Origin of the sequence: Neobacillus sp. KR4-4 (genome assembly GCF_042136325.1) — a bacterium.
Taxonomy (GTDB): domain Bacteria; phylum Bacillota; class Bacilli; order Bacillales; family Cytobacillaceae; genus Neobacillus.
This window is the reverse complement of the sequence record NZ_JBHHJU010000004.1, coordinates 167,224-183,674: the sequence shown is the minus strand read 5'-3', so window position 1 is coordinate 183,674 and position 16,451 is coordinate 167,224. Positions and strand designations below refer to the sequence as shown.

The window sequence follows — 16,451 nt, the reverse complement described above, 5'->3', positions numbered from 1 at the left end:
GAAACGTAAAGATGAAACTGAACACAAATAAATCTAGATAAACAAAAAGATCGGATACCATTACATCCATAACAGTATTTAATTCCTCTTGTATCTGCTCTGTCCGCGGCCGCTTATATAAAAAACGCACTTGAGTCACCTACTTTAGTGTGAGTACTCAATAGTATGTAAGGACAAGGAAAAAGGTGAAAAATGAGGGAAATACCTGTAGAATGAAACATTTTTTAAGGAGATTCGTATAAACAAATGAACCAATTAAATAACTGTGATATGATGTTATGGAAACCTTACATAATTTTCTAAACGCTTTAAAAAAAAGCTTTCGCTTCTAGAGGGAAGGGATTATGAATGAATCCACCATATAATCAGTTAAAGGTCCAACCTGTTGCCCTTTCATATGAAAATTGGCAGGCTTTGCTGAAGAAATCATTGCCAGAGCGGCCAAATTATTCATTAGAAAATGGCACTATTCACATTGGGCAAGTAATTGGGAAGTTCCTTGGAATACCTATCGACCAGGACCACTATTATAACGAGCTCTTTGATTATGTGAATAATCCGGAATGGGATTTGCATTTATTAAGTGAAGAATCACTGGATAAAACGATTAATAACCATCACTTTCAATCCATTCAAAAGGTCATCAATATCCATCGAGAACAAAAGCTGTCCATCAACCGATTTACCGCTTTTCTTGAAGGGGAACAGCTATTGTTGAAATCAAGGAACCCAGTTATACATCGGAAACTGCGCGAAGCGATGATTGCAACATTAGAGATGTTCGCTAAGAGTGAAAAAGACGGGTTAGTTAACCATGATTTAAGGCGGGTCCTGGTTGATCTTGTGAAATGGTCTATCAATCATTTAGAGCCAGTTTTGGAAAAGTGCGATCCACAAAAAGAAATGCCCAAATTTTTGTGGTATGGCGATTTTAAGAAAAGTCACCAATATTTTTTATATTATTTAATAAAGCTAGGCTGTGATCTGGTCATTTTTCATCCTGAAGGTAAGGATATCTTGGAAGGGATGATTCAAGAGGCAGTATTCTCTCATGAATACCCTAATCGCATCCTTGCAGAACCATTCCCTAGGGCAAAGCGGACTCGTAAAGCAACGGTTGCTTACCGTGCTTCCAAAGAAATTGAGACCATTTTAAACCAAGAGGGTTCTGGCCTTTACAAGCCATGGCAATTAAGGGATTACACACCGTCTTCAATTACGTTAAAAACCACGTATGATGAACTTTTTATCCTTGGCAAAGAAATAGCAATGATTCGGCCTGATTTTGAGGTGGGGAACGGACAAGTTAAAATTCCTTCCATCTTTGCTAAGGTTCAGGGAGTGAGTAAGAATCGTAAAGAGTACTGGGACCGCTTGCAATCACTGAGTGAATTAGAACATAGTTTACTGATTCGACGATTGCCAATCACGATGGAAAGCACGAGTGACTTTCGCTTTCATTATCGAAATGCCCACGGTAAGGACGGCTTGATTAACCCTGAAATCATGATGAAGTCACATTATTGGCCCTACTCATTCCTTTCCACCGGCTTACAAAAAGGAATTGCTAACGCAGTCAGAAGAATATGTGATAAACCAGGTTTAAAGCCCCTGCCAACGGAAACGATAGAAGACGTAAAAATGTATTTATTTACGCAGGCCTTGTTTATGCCTAAACCGATTATTCAGTTGATTGAGAAATTTGACTACTCTCAACATGTACCGAAGTTAATCATTTTCAATAATGAATTAGCCGGTATGCTGACAAGATCCGATGCAGCACTGCTTTTACTTTTAAATCAATTTGGGATCGATATCATCCTATATAATCCTCCAGGCCATAATGATATTGAAAATTTTCTTGACGACCTGTTATTTGATAAGCATTGGCTCGAAGATGTTGTTTTTGAATTGGAGTTTAAGGAACCGTCCATTTTCAAAAAAGGGCTTTTCCAAGGAATCTTAAAAAATTTAAGGGGAGATTAATAAGTGAATCTTACGCCTAATCCATCAAGCGGCTTAACGCCAGCAGGTGCAGATGACATCCTCACAGAAACAAAAGTCTCTGACATTAAACTTGCACTTCGGAAAGAACCAGAAATTCAAAATTTGGCCCGTACCATTGATGAACGTGACCAGATTCAAGTGCTAGAGTTTGGGAAGGAACCTGCTGTACAAATTTCCCGATTTTCTGACCAGATCCTAAATAATATGCGGACAACGAAAGTAGAGGACTCAGGGGAGCTACTTAAGCAACTGGGCCGCATCATGGAAAAGTTTGATGCAAAGGACTTTCAAAAGACGTCAGGCGGACTTTTCGGAAAGCTCTTTAAAAAGGGTGAAAAGATGGTCGAAAAGCTGTTTGGCAAGTACCAAACCATGGGCTCAGAAATTGACAAGGTATACATAGAAATATCAAAATATCAGCATGAAATGGTTGATTCAACCAATATGCTCGAACAAATGTATGAGCAAAACTATCAATACTATTTGACCCTTGAAAAATATATTGTTGCGGGTGAAATAAAAGTAGAGGAATTAAAGAATAATCAACTTCCACAGCTTGAAGCCCGGACAGCTGCTGGTGATCAGATGGCTTCCATGCAATTGGACTCGCTCAAAAATGTGATTGAGTTATTGGAACAGCGCATCTATGATCTGGAAATGGCAAAAATGGTTGCTCTGCAAACTGCTCCTCAGATTCGTCTTTTACAAAGAGGAAATACGAAACTGATTGGCAAAATTAATTCGGCATTTGTCACGACCATTCCGATTTTTAAGAATGGGTTAATTCAAGCGATGGCAGCAAAAAGACAAAAGCTAGTGGCTGATTCGATGAGTGAATTAGACCGCAGGACAAACGAAATGCTTCTTAAGAATGCGCAGAACATTTCGCAGCAAAGTACCGATATTGCGAGATTAGCTGGTGGTCCAAGTATTAAAATTGAGACGATTGAAGAATCGTGGAACATTATCATAAAGGGTATGCAGGAAACCAAGGCTATTGAAGAAGAAAATAAACGAATGCGGGCTGAAGGCACCAAACGTTTAGAGCAGCTGCAAGATAACTTTAAAAAATTGAAACAATCTTAATATAAAAATTTTTAATAGGAGTGATTAAATTGGCTATCAATTTACAAAAAGGTCAGCGTGTGGATTTAACAAAAAGCAATCCGGGATTATCTAAAATCATGGTCGGTTTAGGATGGGATCCAGTTCAAAGCGGCGGTGGCGGCGGCTTATTCGGAGGTTTGTTTGGCGGTGGCAGTGCAGCTAATGTGGACTGTGATGCCTCAGTAATTATGCTGGGCGCAAACGATAAGCTTCAAAACAACAAGGATGTTGTATACTTTGGAAACTTGCGAAGCAACGATGGCAGTGTACAACACTCAGGAGATAATCTAACAGGCGATGGTGACGGCGATGACGAGCAGGTAATGATCGATTTAAGCCGTGTTCCGGCCAATATTCAGAAACTTGTTTTCGTTGTAAATATTTATGACTGTGTTAAGAGGAAGCAGCATTTTGGAATGATTAAAAATGCATTTATCAGGGTCGTAAATCCAGGAAATAATCAAGAGTTACTTCACTACAACCTAACAGACAATTACAGCGGTTTAACTTGCCTTGTGACAGGAGAAATCTATCGTCACGGCAATGAATGGAAGTTTGCAGCTATTGGAAGTGGGACAAATGCAGCAAGCCTTAGTGAAGTCGTTCGTTCCTTTAGTTAAGTATCGTTAAAACGTTCGAATAGAGGTGATTCCTTATGGGCATTAACTTGTCTAAAGGGCAAAGGATTGATTTAACAAAAACAAACCCAGGCTTAACGAAAGTAATAGTGGGCCTAGGCTGGGATACAAATCGTTATCATGGCGGAAATGACTTTGACTTGGATGCATCGGCGTTTTTAGCTGATGCGAATGGAAGAGTCGTTAACGATTCGGACTTTATTTTTTACAATCAACTCGTTCACCCTTCTGGTTCAGTGGAACATACAGGAGATAATCGAACAGGTGAAGGTGACGGCGATGATGAACAGATCAAGATTGACTTCAGTAAAGTTCCATCACATATACAGCGAATCGCCATTACAGTAACCATTCATGATGCGGATGCAAGATTTCAGAATTTCGGTCAAGTTTCTAACGCTTTTGTCCGTCTTGTTGATGAAGAAACGGAGAATGAGGTATTGCGCTTTGATCTTGGCGAGGACTTTTCCGTCGAAACAGCTGTGGTATTTTGTGAACTTTATCGTCATAATGGTGATTGGAAATTTAACGCAATTGGCAGTGGTTTTGCTGGTGGATTAGCAGCCCTTTGCCGAAATTATGGTTTAGAAGTGTAACTTGAAGAAGCTGCCGTTATGGCAGCTTCTTCCCTTTTTTTATCCAGTAATTCCATATAATTTTCTGAAACCGCATTCGTGTTCCCATGTTATAATTCAAGTAATCTATGAATGACAAGGGGATGATAGGGTGCGAAAAACTATCGTTTCAGTATTAATCGCTGGTTTGTTTCTATCATCAATCACTACTTCGCAGGCTTCTGGTGCCGGTGTTTTGCTTGGTGATTATTCTACGAATTCACTGCTCTACCAATCACTTAAAGTCAATCAATCATTATCACTCCTCGATCAAATTATTGTCTTACCTAAGCAAAGTTTTGATCAAAAAGAAGCAGCAGAAATAATTAACCGAATTGACTCGATTCCTGACTCTATATTAGAAAAAATAATTAATAACGGAATCAGCATGAAATTATTTACTGGAAAACTTACGGATAATCCAACGGCAAGTCACCTGAAAGGGAAAATTCCTAGGGGGTATACCAATAATGTAACTTGGGATGATGTCCCTGGAATTGGTGGTTCTAAAGTGGTATTAGTTAAAATCGGTGCGAGTGATAAAGGACAAGGCCACGGTTCGATAAATTTGGAATTACATGAACTGGCGCATTCCATCGATCACTATGTGTTCAATGAAATTAGTGGTTCGAAAGAATTTATGAATTTGTTGGAAAATGAACATGAACAATTATTTCCAGGAAACAGCTATTTTCAATATCCAGAGGAATATTTTGCAGAAACATTCGCAATGTACTTTTTAAATTCTGATTCAAAAGAACTATTACGAATGAAAGCACCGAAAACATTTCAATTTATGAAACAGCTATCGCTTCACTAATGAGTCTTTGATTGTTAAAATAGATAAATATGTGCGATAAGGGAGTTGTCCGGGATGAAGCAATATTTAGATTTATGTAAGCATGTCCTTGAAAATGGAAACGAAAAGGGCGACCGAACAGGTACGGGCACGATTAGCACCTTCGGTTACCAAATGAGATTTAATTTAGCGGAAGGCTTTCCGCTCATGACTACGAAAAAACTGCATTTAAAATCAATTATCTATGAACTACTTTGGTTTTTAAACGGAGATACCAACGTTGGATATTTACAGGAGAATGGCGTCCGTATTTGGAATGAGTGGGCCGATGAAAACGGTGAATTGGGTCCGGTCTATGGCCACCAATGGCGGTCATGGACCGGGGCTGACGGTAAAACTGTTGATCAAATTAGCGAACTCATCGAACAAATCAAAACAAATCCTAATTCCAGAAGACTGCTGGTAAATGCATGGAATGTGGCGGAAATTGACAACATGGCGCTGCCACCGTGCCACTGCATGTTCCAATTTTACGTGGCAGACGGTAAATTGTCCTGTCAGCTGTACCAAAGGTCAGCAGATGTCTTTCTTGGCGTTCCGTTTAACATTGCATCCTATGCGCTTCTAACAATGATGATTGCACAGGTATGTGACCTAGAACCAGGCGAATTTATCCATACATTCGGTGATGTTCATATTTATCAAAATCATCTCGAACAAGTAAAGTTACAAATGGGGAGAGAGCCTCGTGCTTTGCCTGTCCTGAAAATAAATCCGTCCGTTAAAGATATCTACTCTTTTGAGTATGAAGACTTTACACTTGAAGGCTATGACCCACATCCACATATTAAAGGAGTGGTTAGTGTATGATTTCCTTTATTGTCGCGATGGACGAAAATAGAGTGATTGGGAAAGATAATCAACTTCCTTGGCATTTACCCGAGGATTTAAAGTTCTTTAAGCGGGTTACAATGGGCCACCCAATTGCGATGGGAAGAAAAACGCATGAATCCATTGGCCGTGTTCTTCCTGGCAGAGAGAATATTGTAATCACCCGCCAGGCTGATTACCGCAGTAAAGATTGTAAGGTTTTTACCTCCGTTGAGGAGTTTGTTAAGTATTGCAAAAAGCAATACGATGAAATCTTTGTGATTGGCGGAGCAGAAATATTCAAAGAGACATTCAGTGCTGCTGACCGGCTCTACATTACGCTTATTCATGATAAATTTGCAGGTGATACATTTTTTCCTGAGTTTGATTCAAGCGAATGGGAATTAGCTTCTCTTGAAAAAGGCCTAAGAGATGATAAAAATCCATATGATTATGAGTTTAGAATATATAATCGAAAGTCTAATGTGTAAATAACAAATAAATGATTGACTTCACTAGTTGTAATTGTTAAATTGTCAGTAGTAATTTATAATGTGATAAGAAATACTAAATATTACAATGATGTTTAGTTGATATTGTGAAATTACTATGAATTATTGATGATAACTTACCTAAATTGAATTTTAGGTAATATAATCATAGTAGCAATAATATAACAATTAAAGGGGCTGTACATCCATGTTTTCAAATATCGGAGTACCCGGATTGATTTTGATTTTAACACTTGCATTAATTATTTTCGGACCTAAGAAACTTCCAGAAATCGGACGTGCTTTCGGACAAACCTTAAAGGAATTTAAAAAGTCTACTCGTGAACTCACAGATGATGTAATGAGCGACATTGATGAAGAAAAGAAAAACTTGACTAAATAAGGTGTGAGATTTCCGTCTTACGCCTTTTCTTCTTTATAAATATCCTTTTGACTAAGGAAGTTCATGGTACATTTCGTATATAATCATAACTGAAGTTGTTTTACCTAGAGTACAAGCACGTGCTCTTTTTTAATCTTTTGATAATGGCAGGGGAAGTACATGGATGATAGAGAATTAAATTTAGTGGATCATTTAGAAGAACTGCGCAAACGGATTATTATTTCTGCACTTGCCTTTGTAGGTTTTTTTATTGTCGGTTTTATTTATGTTGATGATATCTATAAATGGTTTGTTGGAAATGAAAAATTACTAGTTCTCGGCCCTAGTGATATTATGTGGATCTATTTTATGCTGGCAACCGTAATTGCCGTGGCAGGAACCATTCCTGTCCTCGCCTTACAAATTTGGCTGTTTGTCAGACCAGCATTGAAACCGAATGAAAGAAGAATAACCCTTTCCTATGTTCCAGCTTTATTTTTCTTATTTATTATTGGACTAGCCTTTGGATATTTTGTCATTTTCCCTATGGTGTTAGACTTTTTAGTGAACATAGGTAAAGATATGTTTGTCACAAACTTCACAGCCGAAAGATATTTTAGTTTTATCTTAAACATGACGCTGCCATTCGGGGTATTATTTGAACTTCCAGTTGTTGTTATGTTTTTAACTTCGCTGGGTATTATCAATCCGTTTGTTCTTTCAAAAATTCGTAAATATGCTTACTTCGTGCTTATTATTATCGCGATCGTCATCACGCCACCAGACTTTATGTCTGATTTTGTGGTAACCGTACCACTTTTATTGCTTTATGAAATCAGCATTAATCTATCAAAATTTGTTTACCGTAAACGGTTGAAAAAGCAGCAAGAAGAGGAAACAGAAGAAATGGTTGAAGCGTAAATAAGCTGGAATAGCAAAAAGTGAGCCCTCATTTCAATAGGAATGGGGGCAATTTTTTAGCAATTGTTCAGTTCTTTCATCCAGGACTGAAATTTAAAGTAGTTACGGTTTTCATGAAAGTCTTCTATTTTAACCAACCTTGATGAGAAAACCAGCCCATCATATTGACCTGTTTTTATTATTGGGTAATAACTAATGACTATTAAAAAATTCATAAATATTTCTCATTCCAAGCAGAATAAGACACATTTCGAACCGCATTGGGTGTATAATATACACAAACGGGTGAAAAAGAGGATTGATATTTTGTTATTCAAGAGCCTAGAGTTCAAAAATGATATTGGACAGAAGGTTAAAATTATTGAAATTCCTGTATTGGAGGAAGATAGCGCTTATAAATTTATGATCCAAGTCCGTTTACAGACGTATGTTACGTCGCTCTACGAGGAAAAAAGCTTGAAAAAATGCTATTCCTTTAAAGATTATTTGAAAAAGATCATGAAATGGCCTGATTATGAACGCTTGTTTAAAATAGGAGAATTAAAGAATAACGCTTAATGCATTCAGAGCATCGCAGGGATTCCCCCAGCGGTGCTTTTTAATTTTAGGCTGTGTTAAAGGTTAATGTTGATTTTAGCACTCTGTTGATTGGAGTGGAAGGCGCGAAGACTCCTGCGGGAGTACGGGGCAGGGGAGACCCCGCAGGAGCAAAGCGACGAGGAGGCTCCCCGGCACGCCCGCGGAAAGCGAAGTGCCTGGAACGGAAATCAACAGACAAGTTTAACACAGCCTAATTTTAAAAAATCATCAAAAGTGATGTATGTTATTCCTTTCCACTGCACTTAACTGTATAATACAAAGCAGTACTGGTAGGGAAGTGACTTTTTTGAGAAAAATTAAAATTGTAACCGATTCAACAATGGACATGCCATTAGATATAGCCGAAAAACTTGATATTGTAGTAGTACCATTGTCCGTAACTATAAATGGAGAATCATACTTAGATAGAGTAGACATAGATGTGGCTGAATATATTCAAGTGATGAACCAATCTAACGAATTACCTAAAAGTTCGCAGCCGTCGGCTGGAACCTTCCTTGAAGTGTACGACCGGCTCGGAGATGAAGGATATGAGGTTTTATCGATCCACATGACAGGCAAAATGAGCGGTACCGTTCGTTCAGCTGAAAGCGCTGCACAGATGACAAAAACTAAAGTCACCGTTGTTGACTCGAAGTTTATTTCGTTGGCGCTCCAGTTCCAGGTTAAGGAAGCAGCGGAAATGGCGAAGCAGGGAAAGAGTATGGAGGAAATTCTATCACGCCTAGACAAGATACGTGAAAATACTAAACTTTATATTATGGTCGATACACTTGAAAACATGGTGAAGGGCGGCCGAATTGGAAAAGGGAAGGCATTTATTGGCTCGTTATTAAATATCAAGCCGATTGCCTCCCTTGAAGGGGCTGAATACAACCCCGTTGCCAAGGTTCGAAGTCATTCGCAGGTGGTTAAATACTTGGCTAAACAATTTACGGAAGATGTGAAAGAGAAAACCATTCTTGGTGCAGGTATTGTTCATGCCGAAGCGATTGAACTATCTTCTAAACTAAAAGCAGCAATCTCAGAATTAACAGGCTATCAGGATCTTTCAATTGATTATACAGGACCTACCATTAGTACCCATACTGGGCCTGGTACAATCGCTTTAATGTATTATTTTGAATAAATTTATCAAACGAAGGGTGTCAGGCACCATGTGAATTTTTTCGCATGGTGCCTGACACCCTTCTGTTTTTTCTTTTGGATAATATTAGTTGTTCTGGTAAAGATAAAAAAAATTGAATGGTTAAGGTGTTGCTTATGTTTAAGCGGAAATCGGAAAATAAACGATCAGAGGATAAGAAACCGCATAGTTTAAATGTGGATGATCTTAAGAAAGAATTGGAAACAGCGATAGGCGATTGTTCAGATCTGAATTTTCGAACCATAAATAAAAATGGGAAGAAAATTGTCTATTGCTTTTTAAGCAGCCTCATTGATAAAACAAGCTTTGATGAATTTCTTTTGTCACCTGTCCAGCAAAGTACACAAAATGAATGGACAACGGAAAGTCTTGCACAGATTCTCCCGATTGCTGAACTTTCGGTTGCTAATCAATTAAAAGAAGTTGTTTCCTCCTTAATAGAAGGAAAATCGTACATTTATATCGATGGTGAACCTTATGGGATACTTGCCAATGTCGGTTCAACTGTGGAAAGATCCCTTGAAAAGGCAGAAACCGAGTCACTTGTTTATGGGCCAAAGATTTCTTTTACCGAATCTCTAATTGGTAATTTAAATATTATTAGGAGTAATTTAAAAGATCCACAATTGTGTATGGAAGATATCACAATTGGAAAAAGGGTTAAGACCCCTGGAAAACTTGTCTATGTTAAGGATATCGCAGATGAAGAAAATGTGAATACCTTTCGGCAGAGGGTTACGGATTTAGAATATGATTACATACCGGATACGACGGTCTTAGGGCAGTTAATCGAGGATAATAGCTGGACGATTTTCCCGCAAATTATGTCAACCGAACTGCCAGACCGGGTCACTCTTTCCTTGATGAGGGGGCGAGTGGCAGTATTAATGGACCGGTCCCCGTCGGCTATTTATGGTCCAACACCCTTCCTTAGTTTCTTTGAATCAACCGAAGATGTCTATATGCGTTGGAATATGGGCTTTTTCTTACGGATGCTGCGGATTATTTCAATTTTTCTTTCAGTCTTATTGACTCCAGCTTATGTGGCTGTTTTGACCTATCATTATGAGGTTATTCCATCAGCACTGCTCATTTCTCTTGGTCAATCAAGGGCAAATGTTCCATTTCCACCAGTCCTCGAAGCCCTTCTCTTAGAATTTGTCATCGAACTTTTAAGGGAGGCGGGCGCAAGACTCCCTACTAAAGTAGGTCAAACAATGGGTATTGTTGGCGGTATCGTCATCGGACAGGCAGCGGTACAAGCAGGATTTACAAGTAATATCTTAATTATCATTATTGCACTTAGTGCCCTTGGGTCTTTTACATCACCTAGCTATTTAATGGGTACTGCCATTCGGATGGTTCGATTTCCAATCATAATTTTAGCTGGTTTTTGGGGGGGGATTGGGATTATGTTTTCGTTTTGTTTTATTCTAGTTCACCTATTAAGATTAACCACCATTGGGAGGCCATACCTTACCCCTATATATCCCTTTAGGTGGAAGGACTTAGGGTACAGTATTATCAAATTTCCGACTCAATATTTATCCTACAGGCCGTTAACAAACCGTCCTGTGGACAAACAGCTTTTTCCTAAACATAAAGGTGTTGAAAAAAAGGATGTAGATGAATAGGAGCGGTCAGGATGAAAATAAATGTGCAGCCAAAAGAAGGATTATTGGTTAATGCATTCCTGGTCATGTTTTTTATACACTCTGTACAAACAGGCGTAGGAATTGTTGGATTACCTAGAATTGTCTATATAGCAGCAAAACACGATGCGTGGATCTCTGTTTTTCTCGGAGGATTATTTTCGGCTTTTGTCTTAGCGATGATAGTTCTCATGCTTAAAAAATATGAAAGTGCAGATTTATATGGGATTCAAGTAGATGTGTTTGGAAAATGGCTTGGGAATGCATTGAATGTTTTTTATATGATGTATATGACCATAAGTTTTTTTGTGATCTTGATGAATTATATTGAAATTATCCAAGTGTGGATTTTTCCCGAAATGCCCACATGGCAAATATCGCTTGCTCTGATCCTCCTAACCATTTATGCCGTGAATGGCGGCATTCGTATCATTGTCGGTGTAGCTTTTATGTCTGTCTTAGGGACTCTTTGGATGGTTTTTATTCTAGTTGTACCAATGCAGTATGCTGATCCTAAAAATTTGCTGCCTCTTTTAAACACAGATCTGAAGCACATTATTTATGGGGTCTATAAAACCTCTTTATCACTTATGGGCTTTGAACTACTTATGTTCCTATATCCATATGTAAAAGATAAAAAAAAGATATTTATGTACACACAAATAGCGAACTTATATACAACGGTATTTTTCACGGCTGTGACAATGGTGTGCATTACTTTCTTCGCTGAAAACGGGTTGGCTCGGACTATTTGGCCTGTTTTATCAATGTTTAAAATTGTTAGGTTACCAAACTTAGAACGGTTTGAATTTATTGCCGTATCTTTTTGGATGTTAGTCATCTTGCCAAACATGTGCGCCTATTTGTGGGCGGCATCTAAGGGGTTTAATCGAATTATTAATTGGAAACAAAAAAAGGGGATTTGGATTATCGGTATCCTCGTATGGGGTGGCTCGTTTTTTATTAAAGCAAGGTATCAAATGAATGAATTGTCTGATTTTGTTGCGCAACTCGGATTTTTATCTGCCTTCTGTTATCCTGTACTCCTTTCAATGCTGGTATTGATGAAAAAATGGTTCCTAAGGAGGAAGAAATCAAGTGCAGAAGCTTCCTAAATGCAATCTAATTCTTTGGACAATATGTTTGATGACGATGATTCTCTGTGCTGGTTGTATACAGCAAAAGCCACTTGAAAAATTGGGATTAATTACGACCTCAGGTTATGATTTAGCAGGAAAAAATAAAATTAAAGGAACTGCGGTTGTTCAGAAATTTGATCCGATGACGCGAGCGGCAACGAAAGTAATTACATCTTATGCTAAAACAACCAAAGGTTTAAGACAACAAGAAAATCTTCAATCCAATCAGAAGCTTGTTTCAGGACAACTTCGTTCGGTTACCTATAGTCGAGAACTGGCAAAAAAAGGTATTATTCAACTGGTGGACACGTTAAATCGAGATGCCGCAATTGGAAATATGGTCTATTTAACAATAGCTGATCAAACGGCTTCAGAAATTATGCAAATTGAAAATAGAAATAAAGGGAATTTAAACCTAGGGACATATATGTACAATTTAATCAAACAAAATGTTGAGGGCGAACAAGTTATTTCTCCAACACTGCATGAGTTTAACCATAATTATTATGATATTGGCAGGGACCCTGTGCTGCCTATCCTAAAAGTTAAGGGAAAAGATGTGATTATTTCTGGGGTCGGCCTTTTTCAAGAAGACCGTTTAGTGGATGAATTAAAGCAAGGTGATCTTTTTTATTTAAAAATATTAGTGGATAAATATAAAGCCGGAACAAAAGAAATGGGATTCAAGACGGAACAATTAAAAAAACTTATCCTAAAAAATGAAAATTACACCAGGAAACCTATATTTAGTAAAATCTATGTTACTGTTGATAATATTCGGAGTAAGACTAAAATTAAGTTAGTCAATAAAAAAAACCTCCACTTTCGAGTAGATGTTAAATTGGATTCAAGGGTATTAGAAATGACTCAAGCCTTGGATTTAGGTAAACCTGCTTCCGTAAAATTTCTTCAAAAAAAGTTTGACCAACAGATGAAAAAGAAGGTTGAAGAATTACTGCTTCGTTTTAAGGAATTAGGAATTGATCCCGTTGGACTTGGAAATGAATATGAAGCACATCTCAGAGGAAAAACAATCACAAAGGAAGAGTGGGACAGGGTATATAAGGATGTAACATTTGATGTGCACGTCAAAAATACAATAGAACGAACCGGTGTAATTGATTAACAAACCAAATCCTTTCTTCTTTTTAAATTCTTTGTTAAACTAATCACGAAATGGAATAGAATAAAGGTTGCAGGTGATCGTATGAAAGCAAGGTTTCTATTAATTATCGTGGTTCTATTTACTTTGATCATGACGGCATGTGGACAAAAAGAAATAGAAAACGCAGTCGATTGGCCTGTAAAGGAGTTTACAGCTACTAATCAAGACAATAAATCCTTTGGTTTAAAGGATTTAAAGGGAAAAGTATGGATATCAGACTTTATTTTCACCAGCTGTGCAGATGTCTGTCCACCGATGACAGCGAATCTGACGAAATTACAAAAAATGGTCAAGGATGAAGGATTGAAGAATATTGAATTTGTTTCATTCAGTGTCGATCCAACGGTAGATACGCCGGAAGTAATGACACGGTATGCTGAGCAATTTCAAGTCGATTTTAATAATTGGACCTTCCTGACAGGGTACTCACAGGCATATATTGAAAACTTTGCTTTGAAAAATTATAAAGCACTGGTTAAAAAGCCTCAAGAGGGAAATCAGGTCATCCATGGGACTTCCCTTTATTTAGTAGACCAGAAAGGACATATTCGAAAATCCTATGATGGGTACAAGGATGTTCCATTTGATGAAATAATTGAGGATATGAAAACATTACAATAGACCTTTGGACGGGTCTATTTTTTTTGGCAGGAATAGGATATAGTACATATTGTTTTGAATGATTAAAGCCGTGCTATAATAAAAATAATTTAGAAGGTAGGTGAAATGAAGATGAAAAAGTTGTTCCCCCTTCTAATTCTCTCGGTATTATTCCTATGTTCATGTAATCCAGTTGACCAGTTGACACTACATTCTGAAAAGAAAACTGCTGCACAAGCCTTTGCACAAGTTCCCGCTGATTTTGTTCCCCGTAAATTAACTGTCTTAGCTGCGGGCGATTCACTTACCCAAGGGGTAGGCGATAGTACTAATAAAGGCGGCTACTTGCCATATTTAGAAACGATGCTTGAAAAAGAAAAGGGAATCAAGGAAGTTGATTTCTATAATTATGGTGTAAAAGGCAATCGGACAACTCAACTGTTAAAAAGATTGAAAACATCAGAACTGAAAGGTGCGCTTAAAAAGGCAGATTTGGTTATTTTAACAATTGGCGGAAACGATATCATGAAAGTAGTCAAGGATAATATTGCAAACCTTCAACTATCTAAGTTTACTGCTGAAAAAGAATCCTATTATAATCATTTAACGCAAATTTTGGACCTTATTCATCAGGAGAATCCCCATGCACAGGTGGTTTTAGTGGGATTGTACAATCCATTTTCTAAGTGGTTTTCAGAAATAAAAGAGTTGGATGAGATTGTAGCTGACTGGAATAAAACGGGGCAATTGGTCATTGCCAATTATCCAAATGCCTATTTTGTTCCAATTGAAGATATGTTTTTAAATGCAACAGAAGACCTTTTATTTACTGATAATTTCCATCCAAATGACAAAGGCTATGAGTTGATTGCACAAAGGTTGAATGAGACCTTAGAAGAACAAGTATTACCTGGATTGGATAAGCCCCCATATATGGTTAATACAGAGGAGAATTAGATGAAAAACAAATGGAAAATTGGATTCCTCATCTTGCTGGGAATCAACCTTTTGTTCGCTATTATTATTTTGTCCCTGATGATGTTCCCATCGGAAGGCCCGGAAACCAGCAAATCGAAGGGGCTGGTGGGTGAACATGTTTCCTTTCATGTTAAATCCAACAAGAATGATTTAAATCAGTTAATTAATCATTATCTTAAAGAAGAGGCTTTGGGATCGATTGACTATCAAGTCGTTCTGGGGGATGATGTAGAACTGTATGGTACTTTACCGTTTTTTAGTGAAGAATTAAATATGAAATTAACGTTTAAACCGAATGCCCTTGAAAATGGTGATTTGGTATTAAAGCAAAAATCAATGACAATCGGGAGTTTACACCTTCCCATTTCATATGTCCTAAATTTTATTAGTAATAATTATAAAATCCCAAAAGGTGTTGAGATCAGACCTAAAGATCGATTGATTTATATTAATATGCAACAATTGAAATTAAAAAGTGATATTAAGCTAAAAGCGGACAAATTTGACCTGAAAAAGGATGACATTAGGTTTACGATATTAGTACCAGTGAAATAGGTGCCTCGTTATACTAGAGGCACCTATTTTTAATCCTTAATTTTGATGAATTGGAATGCCGGTTCATTTTTAGTAAGTCCAACGAACACAATCGTATAGCTTTCATTTGGTAAAAATTGAACTCTGGACATCGGTAAGAGTACGTTTTTTGTGTCTGCCTCCCTAATCTCCAAATCTACTGTCATTGGTGTTAATCCTAAATAATCAGTAGCCTGCTTATAAGAAACTTTTGGGAAAACCACATCCCTGTCTTTCACTGCAATATCTAATGGCGGGGTATCTGGTGATAAGTTGATAAAGCGAACTTTTGATTCATTTGCTGGGACTGCTGGTTTATTCTGAAAAACTAACAAACGCATTTTCTTCACAGTGTCAATGGTTGCAAGTGTGTACGAGTTTCCAGGTTCAACGGTAATCTTTTTATTTAAAACACTGTCGACCATATTTCCCGCTGGGTAAATATCAATATGATGTTTTCCTGCTTTTAATGATAGGTAACTACTTACATTATTAAATGGTAAGCCCCTTATCACTCGGTGCCCATCAATATAAATATCAACGTTTGGGGAGTCAGGAGAGGTATGAAGAACGCGAATAGTCGCTTCTCCTTGGACTGGTTGGGGATTTGTTCTCATGAAGTTCATCGCTTTATTCATATATTGGATGTGCTTTAGGTAGTAATGCATGTGTAAATTTGGAAACGAATATTTATAAAATTGAGCCAACAAGTCATACATAGCTGCTTTTTGAAGATAATCGGGATAAGTTCTTTCCTCGGACATATTA

The 16,451-nt window shown here is 37.6% G+C and carries 19 protein-coding genes; 18 read left to right on the top strand and 1 reads right to left on the bottom strand.

What is annotated here, in order from left to right; all coding sequences use genetic code 11:
- The first annotated feature begins 348 nt into the window (after positions 1 to 348).
- The 18 genes from ACE198_RS06040 (at position 349) to ACE198_RS05955 (ending at position 15,665) form a co-directional block, all read left to right on the top strand.
- Positions 349 to 1,986, top strand: a complete 1,638-nt coding sequence (locus ACE198_RS06040; protein WP_375374985.1) for a YceG family protein — start codon at positions 349 to 351, stop codon at positions 1,984 to 1,986.
- A 3-nt stretch (positions 1,987 to 1,989) separates the two neighbouring features.
- Complete coding sequence (locus ACE198_RS06035; protein ID WP_375374984.1) at positions 1,990 to 3,093, top strand: toxic anion resistance protein; 1,104 nt, start codon at positions 1,990 to 1,992, stop codon at positions 3,091 to 3,093.
- 29 nt (positions 3,094 to 3,122) lie between these two features.
- A complete protein-coding gene (locus ACE198_RS06030) occupies positions 3,123 to 3,734 on the top strand; it encodes a TerD family protein (RefSeq protein ID WP_098571951.1) in 612 nt (203 codons plus the stop codon).
- Between the two features lie 35 nt (positions 3,735 to 3,769).
- Positions 3,770 to 4,348: a TerD family protein gene (locus tag ACE198_RS06025; RefSeq protein ID WP_375374983.1), complete on the top strand. Its 579-nt coding sequence runs from the start codon at positions 3,770 to 3,772 to the stop codon at positions 4,346 to 4,348.
- A 130-nt stretch (positions 4,349 to 4,478) separates the two neighbouring features.
- Positions 4,479 to 5,186, top strand: coding sequence for an anthrax toxin lethal factor-related metalloendopeptidase (locus tag ACE198_RS06020; protein ID WP_251456842.1), 708 nt, complete (start codon positions 4,479 to 4,481; stop codon positions 5,184 to 5,186).
- Between the two features lie 54 nt (positions 5,187 to 5,240).
- Positions 5,241 to 6,035 carry a thymidylate synthase gene (locus ACE198_RS06015; protein ID WP_375374982.1) on the top strand — a complete coding sequence of 265 codons (795 nt, stop codon included), beginning with the start codon at positions 5,241 to 5,243 and terminating at the stop codon, positions 6,033 to 6,035.
- Positions 6,032 to 6,526, top strand: a complete 495-nt coding sequence (locus tag ACE198_RS06010; protein WP_375374981.1) for a dihydrofolate reductase — start codon at positions 6,032 to 6,034, stop codon at positions 6,524 to 6,526. The genes ACE198_RS06015 and ACE198_RS06010 overlap by 4 nt, the downstream gene beginning before the upstream one ends.
- A gap of 208 nt (positions 6,527 to 6,734) precedes the next feature.
- Entirely contained in the window at positions 6,735 to 6,929 is a 195-nt protein-coding gene (locus ACE198_RS06005; RefSeq protein WP_098571956.1) for a twin-arginine translocase TatA/TatE family subunit, read from the top strand.
- Between the two features lie 159 nt (positions 6,930 to 7,088).
- The gene (gene tatC, locus ACE198_RS06000; protein WP_251456836.1) at positions 7,089 to 7,829 is read left to right on the top strand and encodes a twin-arginine translocase subunit TatC; all 741 of its coding nucleotides are present in this window, start codon (positions 7,089 to 7,091) and stop codon (positions 7,827 to 7,829) included.
- A gap of 306 nt (positions 7,830 to 8,135) precedes the next feature.
- Positions 8,136 to 8,387, top strand: coding sequence for a DUF2535 family protein (locus tag ACE198_RS05995; RefSeq protein ID WP_098571958.1), 252 nt, complete (start codon positions 8,136 to 8,138; stop codon positions 8,385 to 8,387).
- Between the two features lie 53 nt (positions 8,388 to 8,440).
- Entirely contained in the window at positions 8,441 to 8,623 is a 183-nt protein-coding gene (locus tag ACE198_RS05990; protein WP_251456834.1) for a hypothetical protein, read from the top strand.
- A 92-nt stretch (positions 8,624 to 8,715) separates the two neighbouring features.
- On the top strand, positions 8,716 to 9,558 hold the full coding sequence (locus ACE198_RS05985) for a DegV family protein (protein ID WP_375374980.1): 843 nt from the start codon (positions 8,716 to 8,718) through the stop codon (positions 9,556 to 9,558).
- A 134-nt stretch (positions 9,559 to 9,692) separates the two neighbouring features.
- Positions 9,693 to 11,210, top strand: coding sequence for a spore germination protein (locus tag ACE198_RS05980; protein WP_251456830.1), 1,518 nt, complete (start codon positions 9,693 to 9,695; stop codon positions 11,208 to 11,210).
- A gap of 11 nt (positions 11,211 to 11,221) precedes the next feature.
- Positions 11,222 to 12,343 carry a GerAB/ArcD/ProY family transporter gene (locus ACE198_RS05975; protein WP_251456829.1) on the top strand — a complete coding sequence of 374 codons (1,122 nt, stop codon included), beginning with the start codon at positions 11,222 to 11,224 and terminating at the stop codon, positions 12,341 to 12,343.
- Entirely contained in the window at positions 12,327 to 13,493 is a 1,167-nt protein-coding gene (locus tag ACE198_RS05970; RefSeq protein WP_375374979.1) for a Ger(x)C family spore germination protein, read from the top strand. Before ACE198_RS05975 ends, ACE198_RS05970 begins: the two co-directional genes overlap by 17 nt.
- Before the next feature lie 81 nt (positions 13,494 to 13,574).
- A complete protein-coding gene (locus ACE198_RS05965; protein WP_251456825.1) occupies positions 13,575 to 14,153 on the top strand; it encodes an SCO family protein in 579 nt (192 codons plus the stop codon).
- Positions 14,154 to 14,264: 111 nt separating this feature from the next.
- Positions 14,265 to 15,089, top strand: coding sequence for an SGNH/GDSL hydrolase family protein (locus ACE198_RS05960; RefSeq protein ID WP_375374978.1), 825 nt, complete (start codon positions 14,265 to 14,267; stop codon positions 15,087 to 15,089).
- On the top strand, positions 15,090 to 15,665 hold the full coding sequence (locus ACE198_RS05955; RefSeq protein ID WP_098571964.1) for a YpmS family protein: 576 nt from the start codon (positions 15,090 to 15,092) through the stop codon (positions 15,663 to 15,665).
- A 29-nt stretch (positions 15,666 to 15,694) separates the two neighbouring features.
- On the opposite strand, the gene ACE198_RS05950 is transcribed toward ACE198_RS05955, so the two are convergent.
- Positions 15,695 to 16,447 (bottom strand): DUF4397 domain-containing protein, encoded by a 753-nt coding sequence (locus tag ACE198_RS05950; RefSeq protein WP_375374977.1) that lies wholly within the window; start codon positions 16,445 to 16,447, stop codon positions 15,695 to 15,697.
- Between the last annotated feature and the right edge of the window lie 4 nt (positions 16,448 to 16,451).